A 13,637-nucleotide genomic window follows, 5' to 3' on the forward strand; every position below is an offset into this window, starting at 1 on the left:
GTCTCCACGATTCCTTACGCGGATGGGCGCAACTTGCGTCCATCCGCGTCGTCGTGAAGATGGCGCCAATCAGCGTAATGCCCGGCAAACGCGACAGGTAAAATCGGCATTGTTGGCTTTCCCCCACAGGTATACTGGGCGTTGCAGGGGGTTCGACGATGCGGACGATTTTATGGGCCTTGGCGGCCGTTTTGGCGCCGCTGCATGCGGCGTACGCGGCGGAAAGCACCGCCGACACCGCCGCCGCCCCTTGCGAATTGCATGTATGGCCATCCGGCCCGTTGCGCTCTACCTACTACGGCTGGGTGCATGGCGGCATCGTCGACGGCTCCGTCCAAGGCCGCCCTGGCTATCCGAAACTGCCCGATCAGCCTTTGACTACCGCGCGACAGGTGGAAATCCTGAACAGCCAGGATCTGCCAGCCATCCTCGGCCTGCCCGGCTTCCGGACGGTTCTGCACGATCAGCCGCTGGAAAGCCGCGTGTTGCGTGGCACCGTTGGCCGCATTCTCGCGAACAGTCCCCCCTGCTACGCGGAACTCGCCATCGATGACGTCTTCTTTCAGGCAGATGTTTTCAGCGGTGCCTATCTCAAGACGCTCGTGCGCTTCCGCAGATTTGACGCCGGCGATACGCCGACCCGCACGTTCGGCACGATTGCGACCGAGAAACTCACCCAGTTCCCGCCGGCAAAAAGCGATGCGGCCCCCGCGGATGCTGTCGCCGAACTGTCTGCGGCCTTTGGCAAAAGCCTGACCGATTTCGGCAGGATGCTGGCCGCCCCGCCGAAGCGCAAACATTGACCGAACCAGGATAAGAGGGGGTACGAATGAAATATCCAGGCCTTGTGCTCGGAACGATGCTGCTTGCCGGCAGCGTGCAGCAGGTCTGCGCACAGGAACAGGGGTCGGCGGCTACCCCGGCGGCGGTCGCGCCGGACCAGACCGCCACGGCTCAACCCGCTCCGGCTCCGGTCGAGGTCATTGCGCATCCTCCTGCCGATGGCGCGGCGGATGGGTGCGAACTGCACATCTGGCCCGCGCAACGAATGACCTCGATGACGACCGGCCTGCTGGGCGGAGGCTTGCTGGACGCGGCGATCCACGGCAACCGGGATGCCACCAACCGCACGCTGCTGGCCAGCGCCCTCGACAGTCCGAGCCAGCTGGATGCGCTGCAGGCGCTGGATCTGCGGACGGAACTGAAGCTGACGCCCGGCACCACGATCATCACGCATTCGCAACCCGTCGACCGCCACACCATGAACTCGGTCAAGACACGCCGCGGGGAATCCCCGAGCAAGTGCTATTCCGAGCTGATCGTGGCGGACGTCTTCTACCAGAAAGCCGCCATTTACGGTCGCTCGCTGCGAACCCTGTTCATGGTGCGCGATTTCGGGGCGGGCGAGAAGATCGCCTTCGAGTACAAGGCGTGGGGCGGCAACGGCCTGAAACTGTTCCCGCCCAAGGAAGGCGAAGACGCCGTGGCCGCGCTCGACGAGCTGGTCGCCGTGTTCAAGAAGAACTTCCAGGAATACGCCAACAACGAACGCAAGGCGCCACGCACGCCGGCCAAATCCTGATTGACGGGTTCCGGCCCGCACAGCGCGGGCCGGAACGTTACCCCAGCTTCTTCTTCAGCAGTTCGTTGACCAGCTGCGGGTTGGCCTTGCCCTGCATGGCCTTCATCGTCTGGCCCACGAAGAAGCCGAACAACGCTTCCTTGCCGCCCCGGTACTGTTCGACCTTGTCGGCGTTGTCAGCCAGCACCTTGTCCACCACCGCTTCGATCGCGCCGGTGTCGCTGGTCTGCTTCAGACCTTCGCGCTCGACGATGGCGGCGGCGCCGTCGCCCGTTTCCAGCATCTTTTCGAGCACCTGCTTGGCGATCGAGCCGGAAATCGTGCCATCGCCCACCAGCGCCAGCAGTTCGGCCGCGCCTTCGGGGCTGACCGGCGAATCCTCAAGGCCGCGGCCCAGCTTGTTGAGCGCGCCGAACAGTTCGGAGGTCAGCCAGTTGGCCGCCTGCTTCGCCACGTCGGCTTCGCCCTTGCCCTGCTTGCCCGCGCTTTCGGCCAGCAGCTTCTCGAACCAGCGCGCGGTTTCCACGTCGGCGGTCAGCACGCCAGCGTTGTAGGGCGAGAGGCCCAGCACCGTTTCGTAGCGGTGGCGCTTGGCGTCCGGCAGTTCGGGCAGGCTGGCGCGGCATTCCTCCAGGAACGCATCGTCCAGTTCCAGCGGCAGCAGGTCCGGATCGGGGAAGTAGCGGTAATCGTGCGCGTCTTCCTTCGAGCGCATCGAGCGGGTGGAGCCGCTGTCCGGATCAAACAGGCGGGTTTCCTGCACGATCTTGCCACCGCTCTCCAGCACATCGACCTGGCGGTTCGCCTCGTGCTCGATCGCCTGCATGACGAAGCGCACCGAATTGACGTTCTTGGTCTCGGTGCGCGTGCCGAACGGCTCACCCGGCCGGCGGACCGAGACGTTCACGTCGGCGCGCATCGAGCCCTGGTCCATGTTGCCATCGCACGAGCCGACATAGCGCAGGATCGTGCGCAGCTTGGTGAGATAGGCCCCCGCCTCGGCCGGCGAGCGCATGTCGGGCCGGCTGACGATTTCCATCAGCGCCACACCCGAGCGGTTCAGGTCCACGTAGGACATCGTCGGGTGCTGGTCGTGCATCAGCTTGCCCGCATCCTGCTCCACGTGGATGCGTTCGATGCCGATGGTCTTGGTGCTTTCGGGGTCCTTGTCGTCGAGCTGGATCTCGATCGTGCCCTCACCCACCAGCGGGTGGTAGAGCTGGCTGATCTGGTAGCCCTGCGGCAGATCGGCGTAGAAGTAGTTCTTGCGGTCGAAGCGCGACCACTTGTTGATCTGCGCGTTGATCGCCATGCCCGTGCGCACCGCCTGGCGGATGCATTCGCGGTTGGGCACCGGCAGCATCCCCGGCATCGCGGCGTCGACAAGGCTGACCTGGCTGTTCGGCTCGGCGCCGAAAGCCGTGGCCGATCCCGAGAACAGCTTGGCGTTGGACGTGACCTGCGCATGGACTTCAAGGCCGATCACGACCTCCCAATCCCCTGTTGCGCCCTGAATGCGATAGCTGTTCATCTCGTTCTTCCGTCATCCCCGCGGACGCGGGGATCTCGTTGATCTGGGTCGGACCTTCAGGCCCGAGACCCCGGCTTGCGCCGGGGTGACGTCCATTACCACCACTTCGCCGGCTTGGCCGAGAACCCCGCGCGTTGCTCGATCGCCAGCCCGGCGTTCAGTACGCCCTGTTCGTCGAAGGCCTTGCCGATGACCTGCAGGCCCAGCGGCAGCCCGTTGCGGTCCACCCCGGCGGGCACCGACATCGCCGGCAGCCCCGCAAGGCTGGCGGGCACCGAGAACACGTCGTTCAGGTACATCGCCAGTGGATCGTCGCTCTTTTCACCCAGCGCGAACGCGGCGGTCGGCGCGGTCGGCGCCAGGATCACGTCGACTTCGGTGAAGGCGTTCTTGAAGTCGTGGCTGATCAGCGTGCGGACCTTCTGCGCCTGCGTGTAATAGGCATCATAGAACCCGGCCGAGAGCACATAGGTGCCGATCAGGATGCGGCGCTTGACCTCCGCGCCGAAGCCCGCCGCGCGCGTGGCGGCGTACATGTCCTGCAGGTTCGCGCCGTCGGGCAGTTCGCGCAGGCCATAGCGCACGCCATCATAGCGCGCGAGGTTGGATGAGGCTTCGGCCGGCGCGATAATGTAGTAGGTCGGCAGCGCGTACTTGGTGTGCGGCAGCGAGATGTCCACGATCTCCGCGCCCGCGTCCTTCAGCCAGGCGATACCGTCGTCCCACGATTTCGCGACGTCCGGGTCCATGCCGTCCATGCGGTATTCGCGCGGGATGCCGACCTTCTTGCCCCGCAGGTCGCCCGAGAGCCCCGCTTCCCACGCGGGCACCGGCATGTCGAGGCTGGTTGCGTCCTTGGGATCGAACCCGGCCATCGCTTCCAGCATGATCGCGCAATCGCGCACGTCGCGCGCCATCGGCCCGGCCTGGTCGAGCGAGCTGGCGAAGGCCACGATGCCCCAGCGCGAGCAGCGGCCATACGTCGGCTTGATGCCCGAAATGCCGGTGAAGGCCGCCGGCTGGCGGATCGATCCGCCGGTGTCCGTGCCGGTCGCGGCCGGTGCCAGACGCGCGGCGACGGCGGCCGAGGAACCGCCCGACGAACCGCCGGGCGCCAGCGGCGCGGTATCACCGGGGCGGCGCCAGGGCGAGATCACGTTGCCGAAGGCGCTGGTCTCGTTCGACGACCCCATCGCGAACTGGTCAAGGTTCAGCTTGCCCAGCATCCCCGCGCCCGCATCCCACAGCTTGCTGCTGACCGTGCTTTCATACTCGGGCGTGAAGCCTTCGAGGATGTGGCTGGCGGCGGTGGTCTGCACGCCCTTGGTGGCGAACAGGTCCTTCATGCCGATCGGCACGCCCGCCATCTTGCCCAGCGCCTTGCCGGCGGCGCGATCGGCATCGACCTTCGCGGCGGCTTCCAGCGCCTTCTCCGGGGTGGTGACGATGAAGGCATTGAGCGCGGGCTGCGCCGCCGCGACCGCCGCGTTGAACGCGGCGGCGACTTCGGTGGCGGTGAATTCGCCCTTCGCCACGCCTTCGCGGATCGCGGCGATGCCAAGTTCGGTCAGTTCGTTTGCGGTATTGGGCATTATTCGATCACCTTGGGCACGCCGAAGAAGCCGTGTTCGGCCGCCGGCGCATTGGCCAGCACGGCATCGCGAATGCCGCCGCCGGTCAGCGGATCGGCATTCACCACGTCATCGCGCAGGCGCAGGGTATTGGGGATCACGGCGGTCATCGGCTCGATGCCGGCGACGTCCACTTCCCCCAGTTGCTCGACCCAGGCGAGAATGCCGTTGAGTTCGGGGACCATCGCCTCAAGCTCCGGTTCGGTAACCTTGAGGCGGGCCAGCGAGGCGATCTTCGCCACCGTGGCGGTATCTACGGACATGGGATTTCCCTGCCTTGGACAAACGGAAAAACAAAGGACGCCGCGCGCTAGCATCGCGCGCGGCGTCCTTCAAGCGAACGGACGGAGACGCGCGATCAGCGCTGCGGGGCTTCCCCGGCGGGCGGCGCGCCATGCGGGCCACCGTGCGGCCCGCCGGGCATGCCCTGCATCCCTTGCATCTGCTGCAGGACGCGGCGTTGCTGCTCCAGCTCGGCGGCGCTCTTGAAATCGATCAGTTCGACTTCGAACACCAGATCGCTGTTGGCCGGGATCACCACTTCGCCAGTGCCCTGGTTGGTCTGCGGGCGATCGCCATAGGCATCGGCGGCCGGAATCTCGAGCCGGTACTTGCCGCCGCGCTTCATCATCTGAAGCCCCTTGGAGAAGCCGGGGATCACCCCATCGACCGGCATGGCGACACGTTCGCCGCGATCGAATTCCTTGCCGGTGGACGCGAGCCGCCCGACATAGTTCACCAGCGCGACATCGCCCGTCTTCGGCGATTCGCCTTCACCCTGCTTGACCGCCTCGACATAGACCGCCGCAAAGTGCTGCGGCCGCGCGGCATAGGCCCCGCCGATCCCGATCAAAGCGGCCACGGCAACGCCAAGCCAGATCTTGGTGACCGATCCCTGCGCAACAGGCTGCAGCGGAACGCGCGTGATTTCGGACATTGCTTCCCCTTTTGAGCGCCCCGGTCTGAGGCTCTCCCTGCGGTAAGGCGCGAATCGCCATCGGCCGCAAGGGCCAGATGTGCGAAAGGGCGCCGCGATGACGGCGCCCCTCTTGGCCCAGCCGGGCCGTCGCGGCAAGAGGCTAGATGGCGGATGAGACCAACGTCTCTTCCGCCGCCCGAACCTTACTTGGCGCCGTCGCGCTCCAGCCGCTTGCGCTCCAGCTTGCGGGCGCGGCGAACAGCGGCCGCCTTTTCGCGGGCGCGCTTTTCGGAGGGCTTTTCGTAGTGGCGGCGCAGCTTCATTTCGCGATACACGCCCTCACGCTGCAGCTTCTTCTTGAGCGCGCGAAGAGCCTGGTCGACATTGTTGTCGCGAACGAGAATCTGCATAAACCGACACACCTCAAACAGCTTCAGGCGAGAGCCCGCCAATCATGCGGGGGTCACCGTGATTCGGGAAACACGAACGGGGCCGAATCCATGCTGGACCGGCTCCAACCGGCGGCCCGTTAGCAGTGCGCCAAACGAAAGGCAAGCAAACTCGCGCCCTGATCGTTCCCCCGCCCTTCCCCCGGAGCCGCTGAACGTCTAAGGCCGCAACCATGAATCCTCCCTCAACCTTGCAGGCCACGCTGCTGGTCGCCGCTGGCGGCGCCGGTGGATCGGTGCTGCGCTATCATGCCGGACGGCTCGTGATGGGCATCGTCGGCCCCAACGCGGCCTTTCCCTGGCCCACCTTTTCGATCAACGTCGCGGGCAGCCTGCTGATGGGACTGCTGGCGGGCTGGCTTGCCCGGAATGGCGCGGCCGGCGAAGCCTGGCGGCTGCTGCTGGCGGTGGGCGTGCTGGGCGGCTTCACCACGTTCTCCTCGTTCAGCCTCGAAACCGCGCTGCTGCTCGAACGCGGGCTGATGGGCACGGCCGCGGTTTATGCGGCGGGTTCGCTGGCGACGGGCATCGCCGGGCTGTTCCTGGGCCTTTTCGTGATGCGGGCAGCGGCATGAGCGAGGAAGTCCGCCAGTTCACCATCGCGCACGACGATGACGACATCCGGCTCGACCGCTGGTTCAAGCGCCATTTGCCGCAAGTGGGCTTCGCCACGGTTTCGCGCTGGGCGCGCACCGGCCAGATCCGCGTCGACGGCAAGCGCGCCGATGTCGATACCCGCCTGGCGAAGGGCCAGGTGCTGCGCGTGCCGCCAGGCGGGACCACCCCTCTGGCGGGCAGCAAGAGCGCCCGGCCGCGCAAGCCGCTGACCGAGGAGCAAATCGCGCTGGCCGAATCCATGGTGCTGGAAAAGGACCGCGCGGCGATCGTGCTCAACAAGCCGCCCGGCCTCGCCACGCAGGGCGGCAGCGGCACGCACGAGCATGTCGACGGCCTGCTCGACGCCTACGCAGAGGACAAGGGACCACGCCCGCGCCTGGTCCACCGGCTCGACAAGGACACGTCGGGCGTCCTGCTGATCGCCCGCACGCCCGGCAGCGCGGCATTCTTCTCCAAGCGCTTCTCCGGCCGGTCGGCCAGGAAGATCTACTGGGCGCTCGTGACGGGCATTCCCGATATATCGGACGGACTGATCGAACTGCCGCTGGCCAAGCAGCCGGGCACCGGTGGCGAGAAGATGATGGTCGATGAAAGCGGCCAGGGTCAGACGGCGCGCACCCGCTACCGCGTGGTCGATCGCGCCGGCAACCGGGCGGCCTGGGTGGAACTCCAGCCGCTGACCGGCCGCACCCACCAGCTTCGCGTCCACATGGCGGCGATCGGTCATCCGATCGTGGGTGACGGCAAATATGGCGGACAGGCGGCGTTCCTGACCGGCAGCATCAGCCGCAAGATGCACCTCCACGCCCGCCGCCTGCGCATCGAGCATCCCGAAGGCGACCTGATCGATGTAACGGCCCCGCTGCCCGAGCATTTCGCGGCCAGCATGGCGCAGCTGGGCTTCGACGAGGCGGACGGCGATCTCCCGCTCGAACCGGTCAAGCTGGTCGACGAGAAGGACGAACAGAAGCGCGCGGCCAAGGCTCATGCCAAGCAGTACCGCAAGGAGCGGCGCGGCGAACGGCGCAAGCGGGCCGATGGGCCCACCGGCCGCAAGCCGACGGGCAAGCGCGCCGCCGCGAAGCCCGCCGCAAAGAAGCCGGCGGCACGCAAGACGCCATCGCCCCGCACGCCCAAGCGCTGATGCACCCGAACCCCGCCTTCCGCAGCGACGATCGCGATCTGCACGAAGCGCTGATCGCGGAAATCGGATTCGGCATGGTGTTCCTGACCACGCCGGACGGGCCGCGCGTGGCGCATACGCCGCTGCTTTCGACCGGCGACGGCGCGGTGCAGTTCCATCTCGCGCGCGGCAACGCGCTGACCCGCCACCTGGACGGCGCCATGGCGCTGGCGGTGGTCAACGGGCCGGACGGTTATGTCAGCCCGCGCTGGTATGCCGATGCCGCGCAGGTGCCGACGTGGAACTACGTGGCGCTGGAACTGGAAGGGCGCGTGCGGCGCATGGATCAGGATGGCCTGCGCGCGCTGCTGGAAGGGCTTTCCGCACGGCATGAAGCGCGCATCGCCGATGGCACGCCTTGGACGATGGACAAGATGCCCGAACCGCAACTGCGGCAGATGATGGGCGCGATCGTGGGCTTCGAGATGGAAGTGCTGGCCTGGCGGCCCACGTTCAAGCTTTCGCAGAACAAGCCGGCCGACGAACGCACCCGCGTGGCGGCGGGGCTTGAGGCGGAAGGATCGCCCGCCATCGCCGAACTGATGAGGAAGTTGGTGCCATGACGTCCGACGCGCCTTTGCGCCTTGCCATCTTCGATTGCGACGGCACGCTGGTCGACAGCCAGGCCGATATCTGCGCGGCCATGGACGCGGCCTTCGCCACCGCGGGCCTGACTCCGCCCGATCGCGCGGCAACCCGCAGGATCGTCGGCCTTTCGCTGCACGAGGCGATGCGCCGCCTGCACCCTGAAGGCGGGGACCGCGACCACGCCGCGCTGGCCGGATACTACAAGGACGCCTTCCGCGCCCGGCGCGAGGCCGGCGCCGTGGCCGAGCCGCTCTACGAAGGCATCGCCGCGCTGGTGGAAGAACTGGCGGACGCTGGCTGGCTGCTGGGCGTCGCCACCGGCAAGAGCGACCGGGGCCTTGCCCATTGCCTGGCCACCCATGGCCTTGCCGGGCACTTCGTTACGCTGCAGACGGCCGACCGGCATCCCTCGAAGCCCCATCCTTCGATGGTGGAAGCCTGCCTCGAAGCCACCGGCGCCAGCGCCGCGCACACCGCCATGATCGGCGATACCGCCTATGACATGGAAATGGCGCGCAATGCGGGCATCCGGGCATTCGGGGTGGACTGGGGCTATCACGATCCGGCGGAGCTGTTCGAGGCGGGCGCCGAAGCGGTGGCCACCACCATGGACGAACTGCGCGCCCTGCTGAAAGGCATGGAATGAGCGCCGAGCGCGACCCGGCCATCGCCCGTTTCGCCATCCTGCAACTGGTCCGCCTTTCCGGCACGCTGCTGGTGCTGGCCGGCGCGCTTGTCGCTTCGCATAAGGTCGGGTGGCTGGCGGGCCTGCCCGAAGCGGCGGGCTATGTCCTGATGGCCGCCGGTCTTGCCGATTTCTTCGCGCTGCCACCCCTGCTGGCAAAGCGCTGGCGGAGCCCCGAATGAAGCGTTTCTACAAGGACGTGACCGTTGTCGCCGAAGATGGCGGCTTTCGCGTGGTGCTGGACGGGCGCGGCATCCGCACCGTCGGCGGACGTCCCCAGATCGTCCCCGCCCGCGCGCTGGCCGAGGCCATGGCGGCGGAGTGGGCCGATCAGGGCGAAGAGATCGACAGCACCCGCTTTCACCTGCGCGACATGGCCGATTTCGCGCTGGATGTGGTCGCTCCCGAACGCGCCCGCACCATCGGCGAACTGCTGCCTTATGCCGAAACCGATACGCTGTGCTATCGCGCCGAGCCGGACGAGCCCTTGGCGGCGCGCCAGCGCGCGGTGTGGGAACCGCTGCTGTCCGCCATGGAAACGCGCATCGGCGTGAGCTTCCACCGCGTTTCGGGCGTCATGCACCGGCCGCAGCCGCCTGAGGCGATCGAGCGCATCGCCGGCGAACTGGAAGGGCTGGACGCCTTCGCGCTGGCGGCGCTGCGCAACACCGCCAGCCTGGCCGCGTCGCTTACGCTGGGCCTTGCCGCCATCGCGCCGGGCGCGGACGTGGAAGCGTTGTGGAACGCCGCCAATCTCGAGGAAGACTGGCAGGCGGAACTGTGGGGCAAGGATGCCGAGGCACAGGACCGGCGCGACAAGCGCTTCGCGGCGTTCCGCGCGGCAACCCGCTTCGCGGAACTTGCGCGGGCTTAAACCGCTTTCCTGCCAATCAGGATCAGCCGAACCAGTCGACCACGTCCTTCGCCACGGCGTTGGCCGCCTTGTTCAGCGCCGGCCCCACCTCGCTCGCTTCCGGCGCGACGCCCGGCACGTCCTGTTCGAAACGCTTCGTCTCGATCTTGCCGCCCGGCAGTTCCTTCACCGCATCGAAACGGACGATCACGCGCCGGCTGCGCGCGTCGTAGCCCAGGTCGAGAATGCGGCCCGAAAGGCGCGGCCCGCTGACGCCCAGGTCGTTCTCCACCACCAGCCTGCCGCCCTTGGCGCGCAGCGTTTCGGCCAGCAGGCGCTGGAACAGCCGCGTCGGCCGTTCGACCCATTGCGTGCCTTTGAGATAGGCGACGTTGGAATCGTCGATCTGCACCGGAATGCGCAGCACCGCCAGCCGCGCCTCCGCCGCCGGCTCCAGCACGGCGGTCGCGCCGGAGAGGCTGCCCGACACGCCGGCGCCAGCCGCCGGCGCGCTTTCAGGCGTCAGGCTCATCAGCGTGCCCGGCACCTTGGTGCCGATGTTGACGCAGGCGGAAAGGGAGAGAGCGAGGGCAGACGCGAGCAGCGGCGCGGCAAAGATCGGTTTGCGGATCATCGCGATGGTCCCTTTCATGGCTTGTAGTCCGGCAGCTTCGGGCTGCCGACGATGGCGCTTACGCCACGGTCGTTGATCTTGTCGGTCACTTCGCGCAGCGACCGCGTCGTCGCCTGCAGATCGCGGATCGCGGCTTCGGCGGCAGGCAGCGTGCGTTCGTTCAGCTGGCGCGCGGCCGGGCGCGTATCATCCAGCGTGGCCTGGAGCGCGTCCGCCGCGGACTGGGCCGATTTCAGCGTCTGGCGCAACTGCTTGGCCAGGCCGATACCTTCGTCGTTGATCATCGCGTCGGTCGATCCGGCCAGCTTCTCGAAGCTGGAAAGCGTGTAGTTCGCCTGCCGCAAGGTCGCCTGCAATTCGGACAGCACCCGCTTCACATCGGGCGAGGCAGCGGCAAGGTTGCCGGTCATCTTGTCCGTGTTGCGCATGATGTTTTCGAACGACTTCAGGTTCTGGTCGGACAGCACCATCGTCAGCCGTTCGGTCAGCGTCGCCAGCCGTTCCAGCAACAGCGGCGTGTTGGCCAGAATCTCGCCAAGACCGCCGCGCTTGGTCGGGATCACGGGCACGCCTTCCGGTCCCTTTTCCTCGATCGGCGGCGCGCCCTTGACCGCGCCCTGCAACTGGATGGTGGTTACGCCGGTGAAGCTGCCCTGCAGGCTGGCGGTCGTGCCCTGCAGGATCGGCACCTTCCTGTTGATCTTGATCCGCACCCGGACGAATTCCGGGTCCTTCTCCCACAGATCGATGTCTTCCACCTGCCCCGAGGGCACGCCCGAGAACGAGACTTCCGATCCCTTGGCCAGACCATCCACCGACTGCTTGAAGAAGATGTCGTAGTGATCCTGTTCGCCCTGGTTCAGGCGCGCGATCCACACCGTCAGCGCGGCGATGCCGGCCAGCAGCAGGAGGGTAACGGCCCCGACCCAGATATGGTTTGCGCGCGTTTCCATCGGCTGTGTTCCCGTATCCTATGTCTCGTCCAGCGCCGTATCGTCCACCGGAGCGGCAATCCCCGGCGGTGCAATTCGATCCTGCGCGGCCTTGGCGGCCCGGCCGCGCGGGCCATTGAAGTATTCCTGAATCCACGGATGATCGAGCGCCAGCAGTTCCGGGATCGTTCCCACCGCGATCACCTTCCTGTCGGCCAGCACGGCCACACGATCGCAGATTTCGTAAAGGGTATCGAGATCGTGCGTGATCAGGAACACGGTCAGCCCCAGCGTCTGCTGCAGGCTGGCGATCAATTGATCGAACGCCGCCGCGCCGATCGGGTCCAGCCCCGCCGTCGGTTCGTCCAGAAACAGCAGTTCGGGATCGAGCGCCAGGGCGCGCGCCAGGCCGGCGCGCTTCTTCATGCCGCCGGAAAGTTCGGCCGGATACTTGGCGGTCGCTTCCGCCGGCAGGCCGGAAAGGATCACCTTGTAGCGCGCGATCTCGTGCCGCAGCTCGTCGCTAAGCTCCGGATAGAATTCGCGCAGCGGCACTTCGACGTTTTCGGCCACCGTCAGCGTGGAGAACAGCGCGCCGCCCTGGAACAGCACGCCCCACTGGCAGCGGATGTCGATATCGTCATCGTCGCGCGCGTCGGTGATCGAGCTGCCCAGCACCTCGATCTCGCCCGCTTCGGGGATCTGGAGGCCGATGATAGCGCGCATCAGCACCGATTTGCCCGTGCCCGAACCGCCCACCACACCAATGATCTCGCCCCGCCGGACATCGAGATCGAGGTCTTCGTGGACCACATGCGGACCGAACACGTTCTTGAGTCCGCGCACGCGGATGAGGATATCGGGATCGCTCATCCCCAGCCGACCTTGGTGAAGAACACCGCAAAGAAGGCATCGAGCACGATCACCATGAAGATCGCCATGACCACCGCCGCCGTGGTGCGCGTGCCCACTTCCTCGGCATTGGCCTTGACCTGCATCCCCTGGTAGCAGCCGGCCACGGCCACGATCAGGCCGAACACCGGCGCCTTGACCAGCCCGACCCACACGTCGTGCAGCGGCACCACTTCCTGGATGCGCGCCAGGAAGGTCAGGAAGGGAATGCCCAGCGTCGTCGCCGAAAGGAAGGCCCCGCCGATGATGCCGACGACGGCCGAATAGGTGCCCAGCAAGGGCAGCATCAGCATCGTCGCCAGAATGCGGGGCAGCACCAGCGCTTCCATCGGCGAAACGCCGATCGTGCGCATGGCGTCGACCTCCTCGGTCAGCTTCATCGTGCCGAGCTGCGCGGCGAAGGCGGAGCCGGACCGGCCCGCGACCATGATCGCCGTCATAAGAATGCCGAGTTCGCGCAGCGTCAGCCGGCCGACAAGGTTGACCGTGTAGATTTCCGCGCCGAACTGGCGGAGCTGGACCGCGCCCTGCTGCGCGATGACGATGCCGACCAGGAAGCTCATCAGCCCCACGATCGCCAGCGCGTTCACGCCCACCAGCTCCATCTGGTGGATCATCGCCTTGCCGCGGAAACGCCCGGGATGCCGCAGCAGCGTGCCGGTGACCTGCACCACCTGCCCCAGGAAGCCCAGCACCTGCAGCGAGCCCCAGGCCAGCCCGACCACCGCATCGCCCACCTTGCCCGGCACGCGCTCGAACAACGGCAGGCGCGGGGCGCTGACGCCCGAATCGTTCTCTCCCGCCTGGCCCACCGCGGCGATCAGGCGTTCGGCTTCGCTGCGGGCGCCGACGATCTCCGCGCCCTGTTCCTGCGCCAGCCGCCACACCGTCCACGCGCCCACGGTGTCCATGCGCTCCACGTCGGAAAGGTCGATGCGGGCGATCGGTTCGTCCAGCGCGCGCAGCCGGGCATCGATCGCGCCGACCGAGGACACCAGCATCTCGCCGCTGAACGCCAGCGTGGCGCCCCCGGCTTCTTCGGTTCCGGCATCGCCGGGCTGGATCGTGAAGTCGGCTAACGCCCGCATAGGATGCGCTTCATGCGGGAAAATGGCAGGGG

At 67.0% G+C, this 13,637-nt stretch carries 17 protein-coding genes; 8 read left to right on the forward strand and 9 right to left on the reverse strand.

Features of this window, described 5'->3' with window-relative positions; translation table 11 throughout:
* Positions 1–158: 158 nt before the first annotated feature.
* Entirely contained in the window at positions 159–803 is a 645-nt protein-coding gene (locus EH199_RS03200) for a hypothetical protein (protein WP_124807813.1), read from the forward strand.
* Positions 804–829: 26 nt separating this feature from the next.
* Positions 830–1,582, forward strand: a complete 753-nt coding sequence (locus EH199_RS03205; RefSeq protein WP_124807814.1) for a hypothetical protein — start codon at positions 830–832, stop codon at positions 1,580–1,582.
* A gap of 37 nt (positions 1,583–1,619) precedes the next feature.
* Here EH199_RS03205 and gatB read toward each other — a convergent pair whose 3' ends face one another.
* The 5 genes from gatB to rpsU form a co-directional block, all read right to left on the reverse strand.
* Positions 1,620–3,113, reverse strand: a complete 1,494-nt coding sequence (gene gatB / locus EH199_RS03210) for an Asp-tRNA(Asn)/Glu-tRNA(Gln) amidotransferase subunit GatB (protein ID WP_124807815.1) — start codon at positions 3,111–3,113, stop codon at positions 1,620–1,622.
* Positions 3,114–3,208: 95 nt separating this feature from the next.
* Positions 3,209–4,705, reverse strand: a complete 1,497-nt coding sequence (gatA, locus tag EH199_RS03215; RefSeq protein ID WP_124807816.1) for an Asp-tRNA(Asn)/Glu-tRNA(Gln) amidotransferase subunit GatA — start codon at positions 4,703–4,705, stop codon at positions 3,209–3,211.
* Complete coding sequence (gene gatC / locus EH199_RS03220; protein WP_124807817.1) at positions 4,705–5,007, reverse strand: Asp-tRNA(Asn)/Glu-tRNA(Gln) amidotransferase subunit GatC; 303 nt, start codon at positions 5,005–5,007, stop codon at positions 4,705–4,707. The genes gatA and gatC overlap by 1 nt, the downstream gene beginning before the upstream one ends.
* A 95-nt stretch (positions 5,008–5,102) precedes the next feature.
* Positions 5,103–5,681, reverse strand: coding sequence for an FKBP-type peptidyl-prolyl cis-trans isomerase (locus EH199_RS03225; protein ID WP_124807818.1), 579 nt, complete (start codon positions 5,679–5,681; stop codon positions 5,103–5,105).
* A 185-nt stretch (positions 5,682–5,866) separates the two neighbouring features.
* The gene (gene rpsU / locus EH199_RS03230; RefSeq protein ID WP_091145878.1) at positions 5,867–6,073 is read right to left on the reverse strand and encodes a 30S ribosomal protein S21; all 207 of its coding nucleotides are present in this window, start codon (positions 6,071–6,073) and stop codon (positions 5,867–5,869) included.
* Positions 6,074–6,285: 212 nt separating this feature from the next.
* On the opposite strand from rpsU, the gene crcB reads away from it, so the two are divergent.
* The 6 genes from crcB to EH199_RS03260 are packed head-to-tail and all read left to right on the forward strand — an operon-like array spanning position 6,286 to position 10,060.
* Positions 6,286–6,687, forward strand: coding sequence for a fluoride efflux transporter CrcB (gene crcB, locus EH199_RS03235; RefSeq protein ID WP_124807819.1), 402 nt, complete (start codon positions 6,286–6,288; stop codon positions 6,685–6,687).
* The gene (locus EH199_RS03240; protein ID WP_124807820.1) at positions 6,684–7,874 is read left to right on the forward strand and encodes an RluA family pseudouridine synthase; all 1,191 of its coding nucleotides are present in this window, start codon (positions 6,684–6,686) and stop codon (positions 7,872–7,874) included. The genes crcB and EH199_RS03240 overlap by 4 nt, the downstream gene beginning before the upstream one ends.
* Complete coding sequence (locus EH199_RS03245) at positions 7,874–8,476, forward strand: FMN-binding negative transcriptional regulator (RefSeq protein WP_124807821.1); 603 nt, start codon at positions 7,874–7,876, stop codon at positions 8,474–8,476. The genes EH199_RS03240 and EH199_RS03245 overlap by 1 nt, the downstream gene beginning before the upstream one ends.
* Entirely contained in the window at positions 8,473–9,147 is a 675-nt protein-coding gene (locus EH199_RS03250; protein WP_124807822.1) for an HAD-IA family hydrolase, read from the forward strand. The genes EH199_RS03245 and EH199_RS03250 overlap by 4 nt, the downstream gene beginning before the upstream one ends.
* Positions 9,144–9,368: a hypothetical protein gene (locus EH199_RS03255; protein WP_124807823.1), complete on the forward strand. Its 225-nt coding sequence runs from the start codon at positions 9,144–9,146 to the stop codon at positions 9,366–9,368. The genes EH199_RS03250 and EH199_RS03255 overlap by 4 nt, the downstream gene beginning before the upstream one ends.
* Positions 9,365–10,060 carry an ATP12 family chaperone protein gene (locus EH199_RS03260; RefSeq protein WP_124807824.1) on the forward strand — a complete coding sequence of 232 codons (696 nt, stop codon included), beginning with the start codon at positions 9,365–9,367 and terminating at the stop codon, positions 10,058–10,060. Before EH199_RS03255 ends, EH199_RS03260 begins: the two co-directional genes overlap by 4 nt.
* Positions 10,061–10,082: 22 nt before the next feature.
* Here EH199_RS03260 and EH199_RS03265 read toward each other — a convergent pair whose 3' ends face one another.
* The 4 genes from EH199_RS03265 to EH199_RS03280 are packed head-to-tail and all read right to left on the reverse strand — an operon-like array spanning position 10,083 to position 13,605.
* Positions 10,083–10,691, reverse strand: a complete 609-nt coding sequence (locus tag EH199_RS03265; protein ID WP_223806443.1) for an ABC-type transport auxiliary lipoprotein family protein — start codon at positions 10,689–10,691, stop codon at positions 10,083–10,085.
* Complete coding sequence (locus tag EH199_RS03270) at positions 10,688–11,626, reverse strand: MlaD family protein (RefSeq protein WP_124807825.1); 939 nt, start codon at positions 11,624–11,626, stop codon at positions 10,688–10,690. The genes EH199_RS03265 and EH199_RS03270 overlap by 4 nt, the downstream gene beginning before the upstream one ends.
* Positions 11,627–11,644: 18 nt before the next feature.
* Positions 11,645–12,478, reverse strand: coding sequence for an ABC transporter ATP-binding protein (locus EH199_RS03275; RefSeq protein WP_124807826.1), 834 nt, complete (start codon positions 12,476–12,478; stop codon positions 11,645–11,647).
* Positions 12,475–13,605 (reverse strand): ABC transporter permease, encoded by a 1,131-nt coding sequence (locus tag EH199_RS03280; RefSeq protein ID WP_124807827.1) that lies wholly within the window; start codon positions 13,603–13,605, stop codon positions 12,475–12,477. The genes EH199_RS03275 and EH199_RS03280 overlap by 4 nt, the downstream gene beginning before the upstream one ends.
* Positions 13,606–13,637: the final 32 nt, after the last annotated feature.

The sequence above is a fragment of the Novosphingobium sp. LASN5T genome, assembly GCF_003856955.1.
Lineage (GTDB): Bacteria > Pseudomonadota > Alphaproteobacteria > Sphingomonadales > Sphingomonadaceae > Novosphingobium.

Coding starts and splice junctions, on each gene's coding strand:
- EH199_RS03200 (WP_124807813.1), top strand. CDS start 159: ATGCGGACGATTTTATGGGCCTTGGCGGCCGTTTTGGCGCCGCTGCAT.
- EH199_RS03205 (WP_124807814.1), top strand. CDS start 830: ATGAAATATCCAGGCCTTGTGCTCGGAACGATGCTGCTTGCCGGCAGC.
- gatB (WP_124807815.1), bottom strand. CDS start 3,113: ATGAACAGCTATCGCATTCAGGGCGCAACAGGGGATTGGGAGGTCGTG.
- gatA (WP_124807816.1), bottom strand. CDS start 4,705: ATGCCCAATACCGCAAACGAACTGACCGAACTTGGCATCGCCGCGATC.
- gatC (WP_124807817.1), bottom strand. CDS start 5,007: ATGTCCGTAGATACCGCCACGGTGGCGAAGATCGCCTCGCTGGCCCGC.
- EH199_RS03225 (WP_124807818.1), bottom strand. CDS start 5,681: ATGTCCGAAATCACGCGCGTTCCGCTGCAGCCTGTTGCGCAGGGATCG.
- rpsU (WP_091145878.1), bottom strand. CDS start 6,073: ATGCAGATTCTCGTTCGCGACAACAATGTCGACCAGGCTCTTCGCGCG.
- crcB (WP_124807819.1), top strand. CDS start 6,286: ATGAATCCTCCCTCAACCTTGCAGGCCACGCTGCTGGTCGCCGCTGGC.
- EH199_RS03240 (WP_124807820.1), top strand. CDS start 6,684: ATGAGCGAGGAAGTCCGCCAGTTCACCATCGCGCACGACGATGACGAC.
- EH199_RS03245 (WP_124807821.1), top strand. CDS start 7,874: ATGCACCCGAACCCCGCCTTCCGCAGCGACGATCGCGATCTGCACGAA.
- EH199_RS03250 (WP_124807822.1), top strand. CDS start 8,473: ATGACGTCCGACGCGCCTTTGCGCCTTGCCATCTTCGATTGCGACGGC.
- EH199_RS03255 (WP_124807823.1), top strand. CDS start 9,144: ATGAGCGCCGAGCGCGACCCGGCCATCGCCCGTTTCGCCATCCTGCAA.
- EH199_RS03260 (WP_124807824.1), top strand. CDS start 9,365: ATGAAGCGTTTCTACAAGGACGTGACCGTTGTCGCCGAAGATGGCGGC.
- EH199_RS03265 (WP_223806443.1), bottom strand. CDS start 10,691: ATGAAAGGGACCATCGCGATGATCCGCAAACCGATCTTTGCCGCGCCG.
- EH199_RS03270 (WP_124807825.1), bottom strand. CDS start 11,626: ATGGAAACGCGCGCAAACCATATCTGGGTCGGGGCCGTTACCCTCCTG.
- EH199_RS03275 (WP_124807826.1), bottom strand. CDS start 12,478: ATGAGCGATCCCGATATCCTCATCCGCGTGCGCGGACTCAAGAACGTG.
- EH199_RS03280 (WP_124807827.1), bottom strand. CDS start 13,605: ATGCGGGCGTTAGCCGACTTCACGATCCAGCCCGGCGATGCCGGAACC.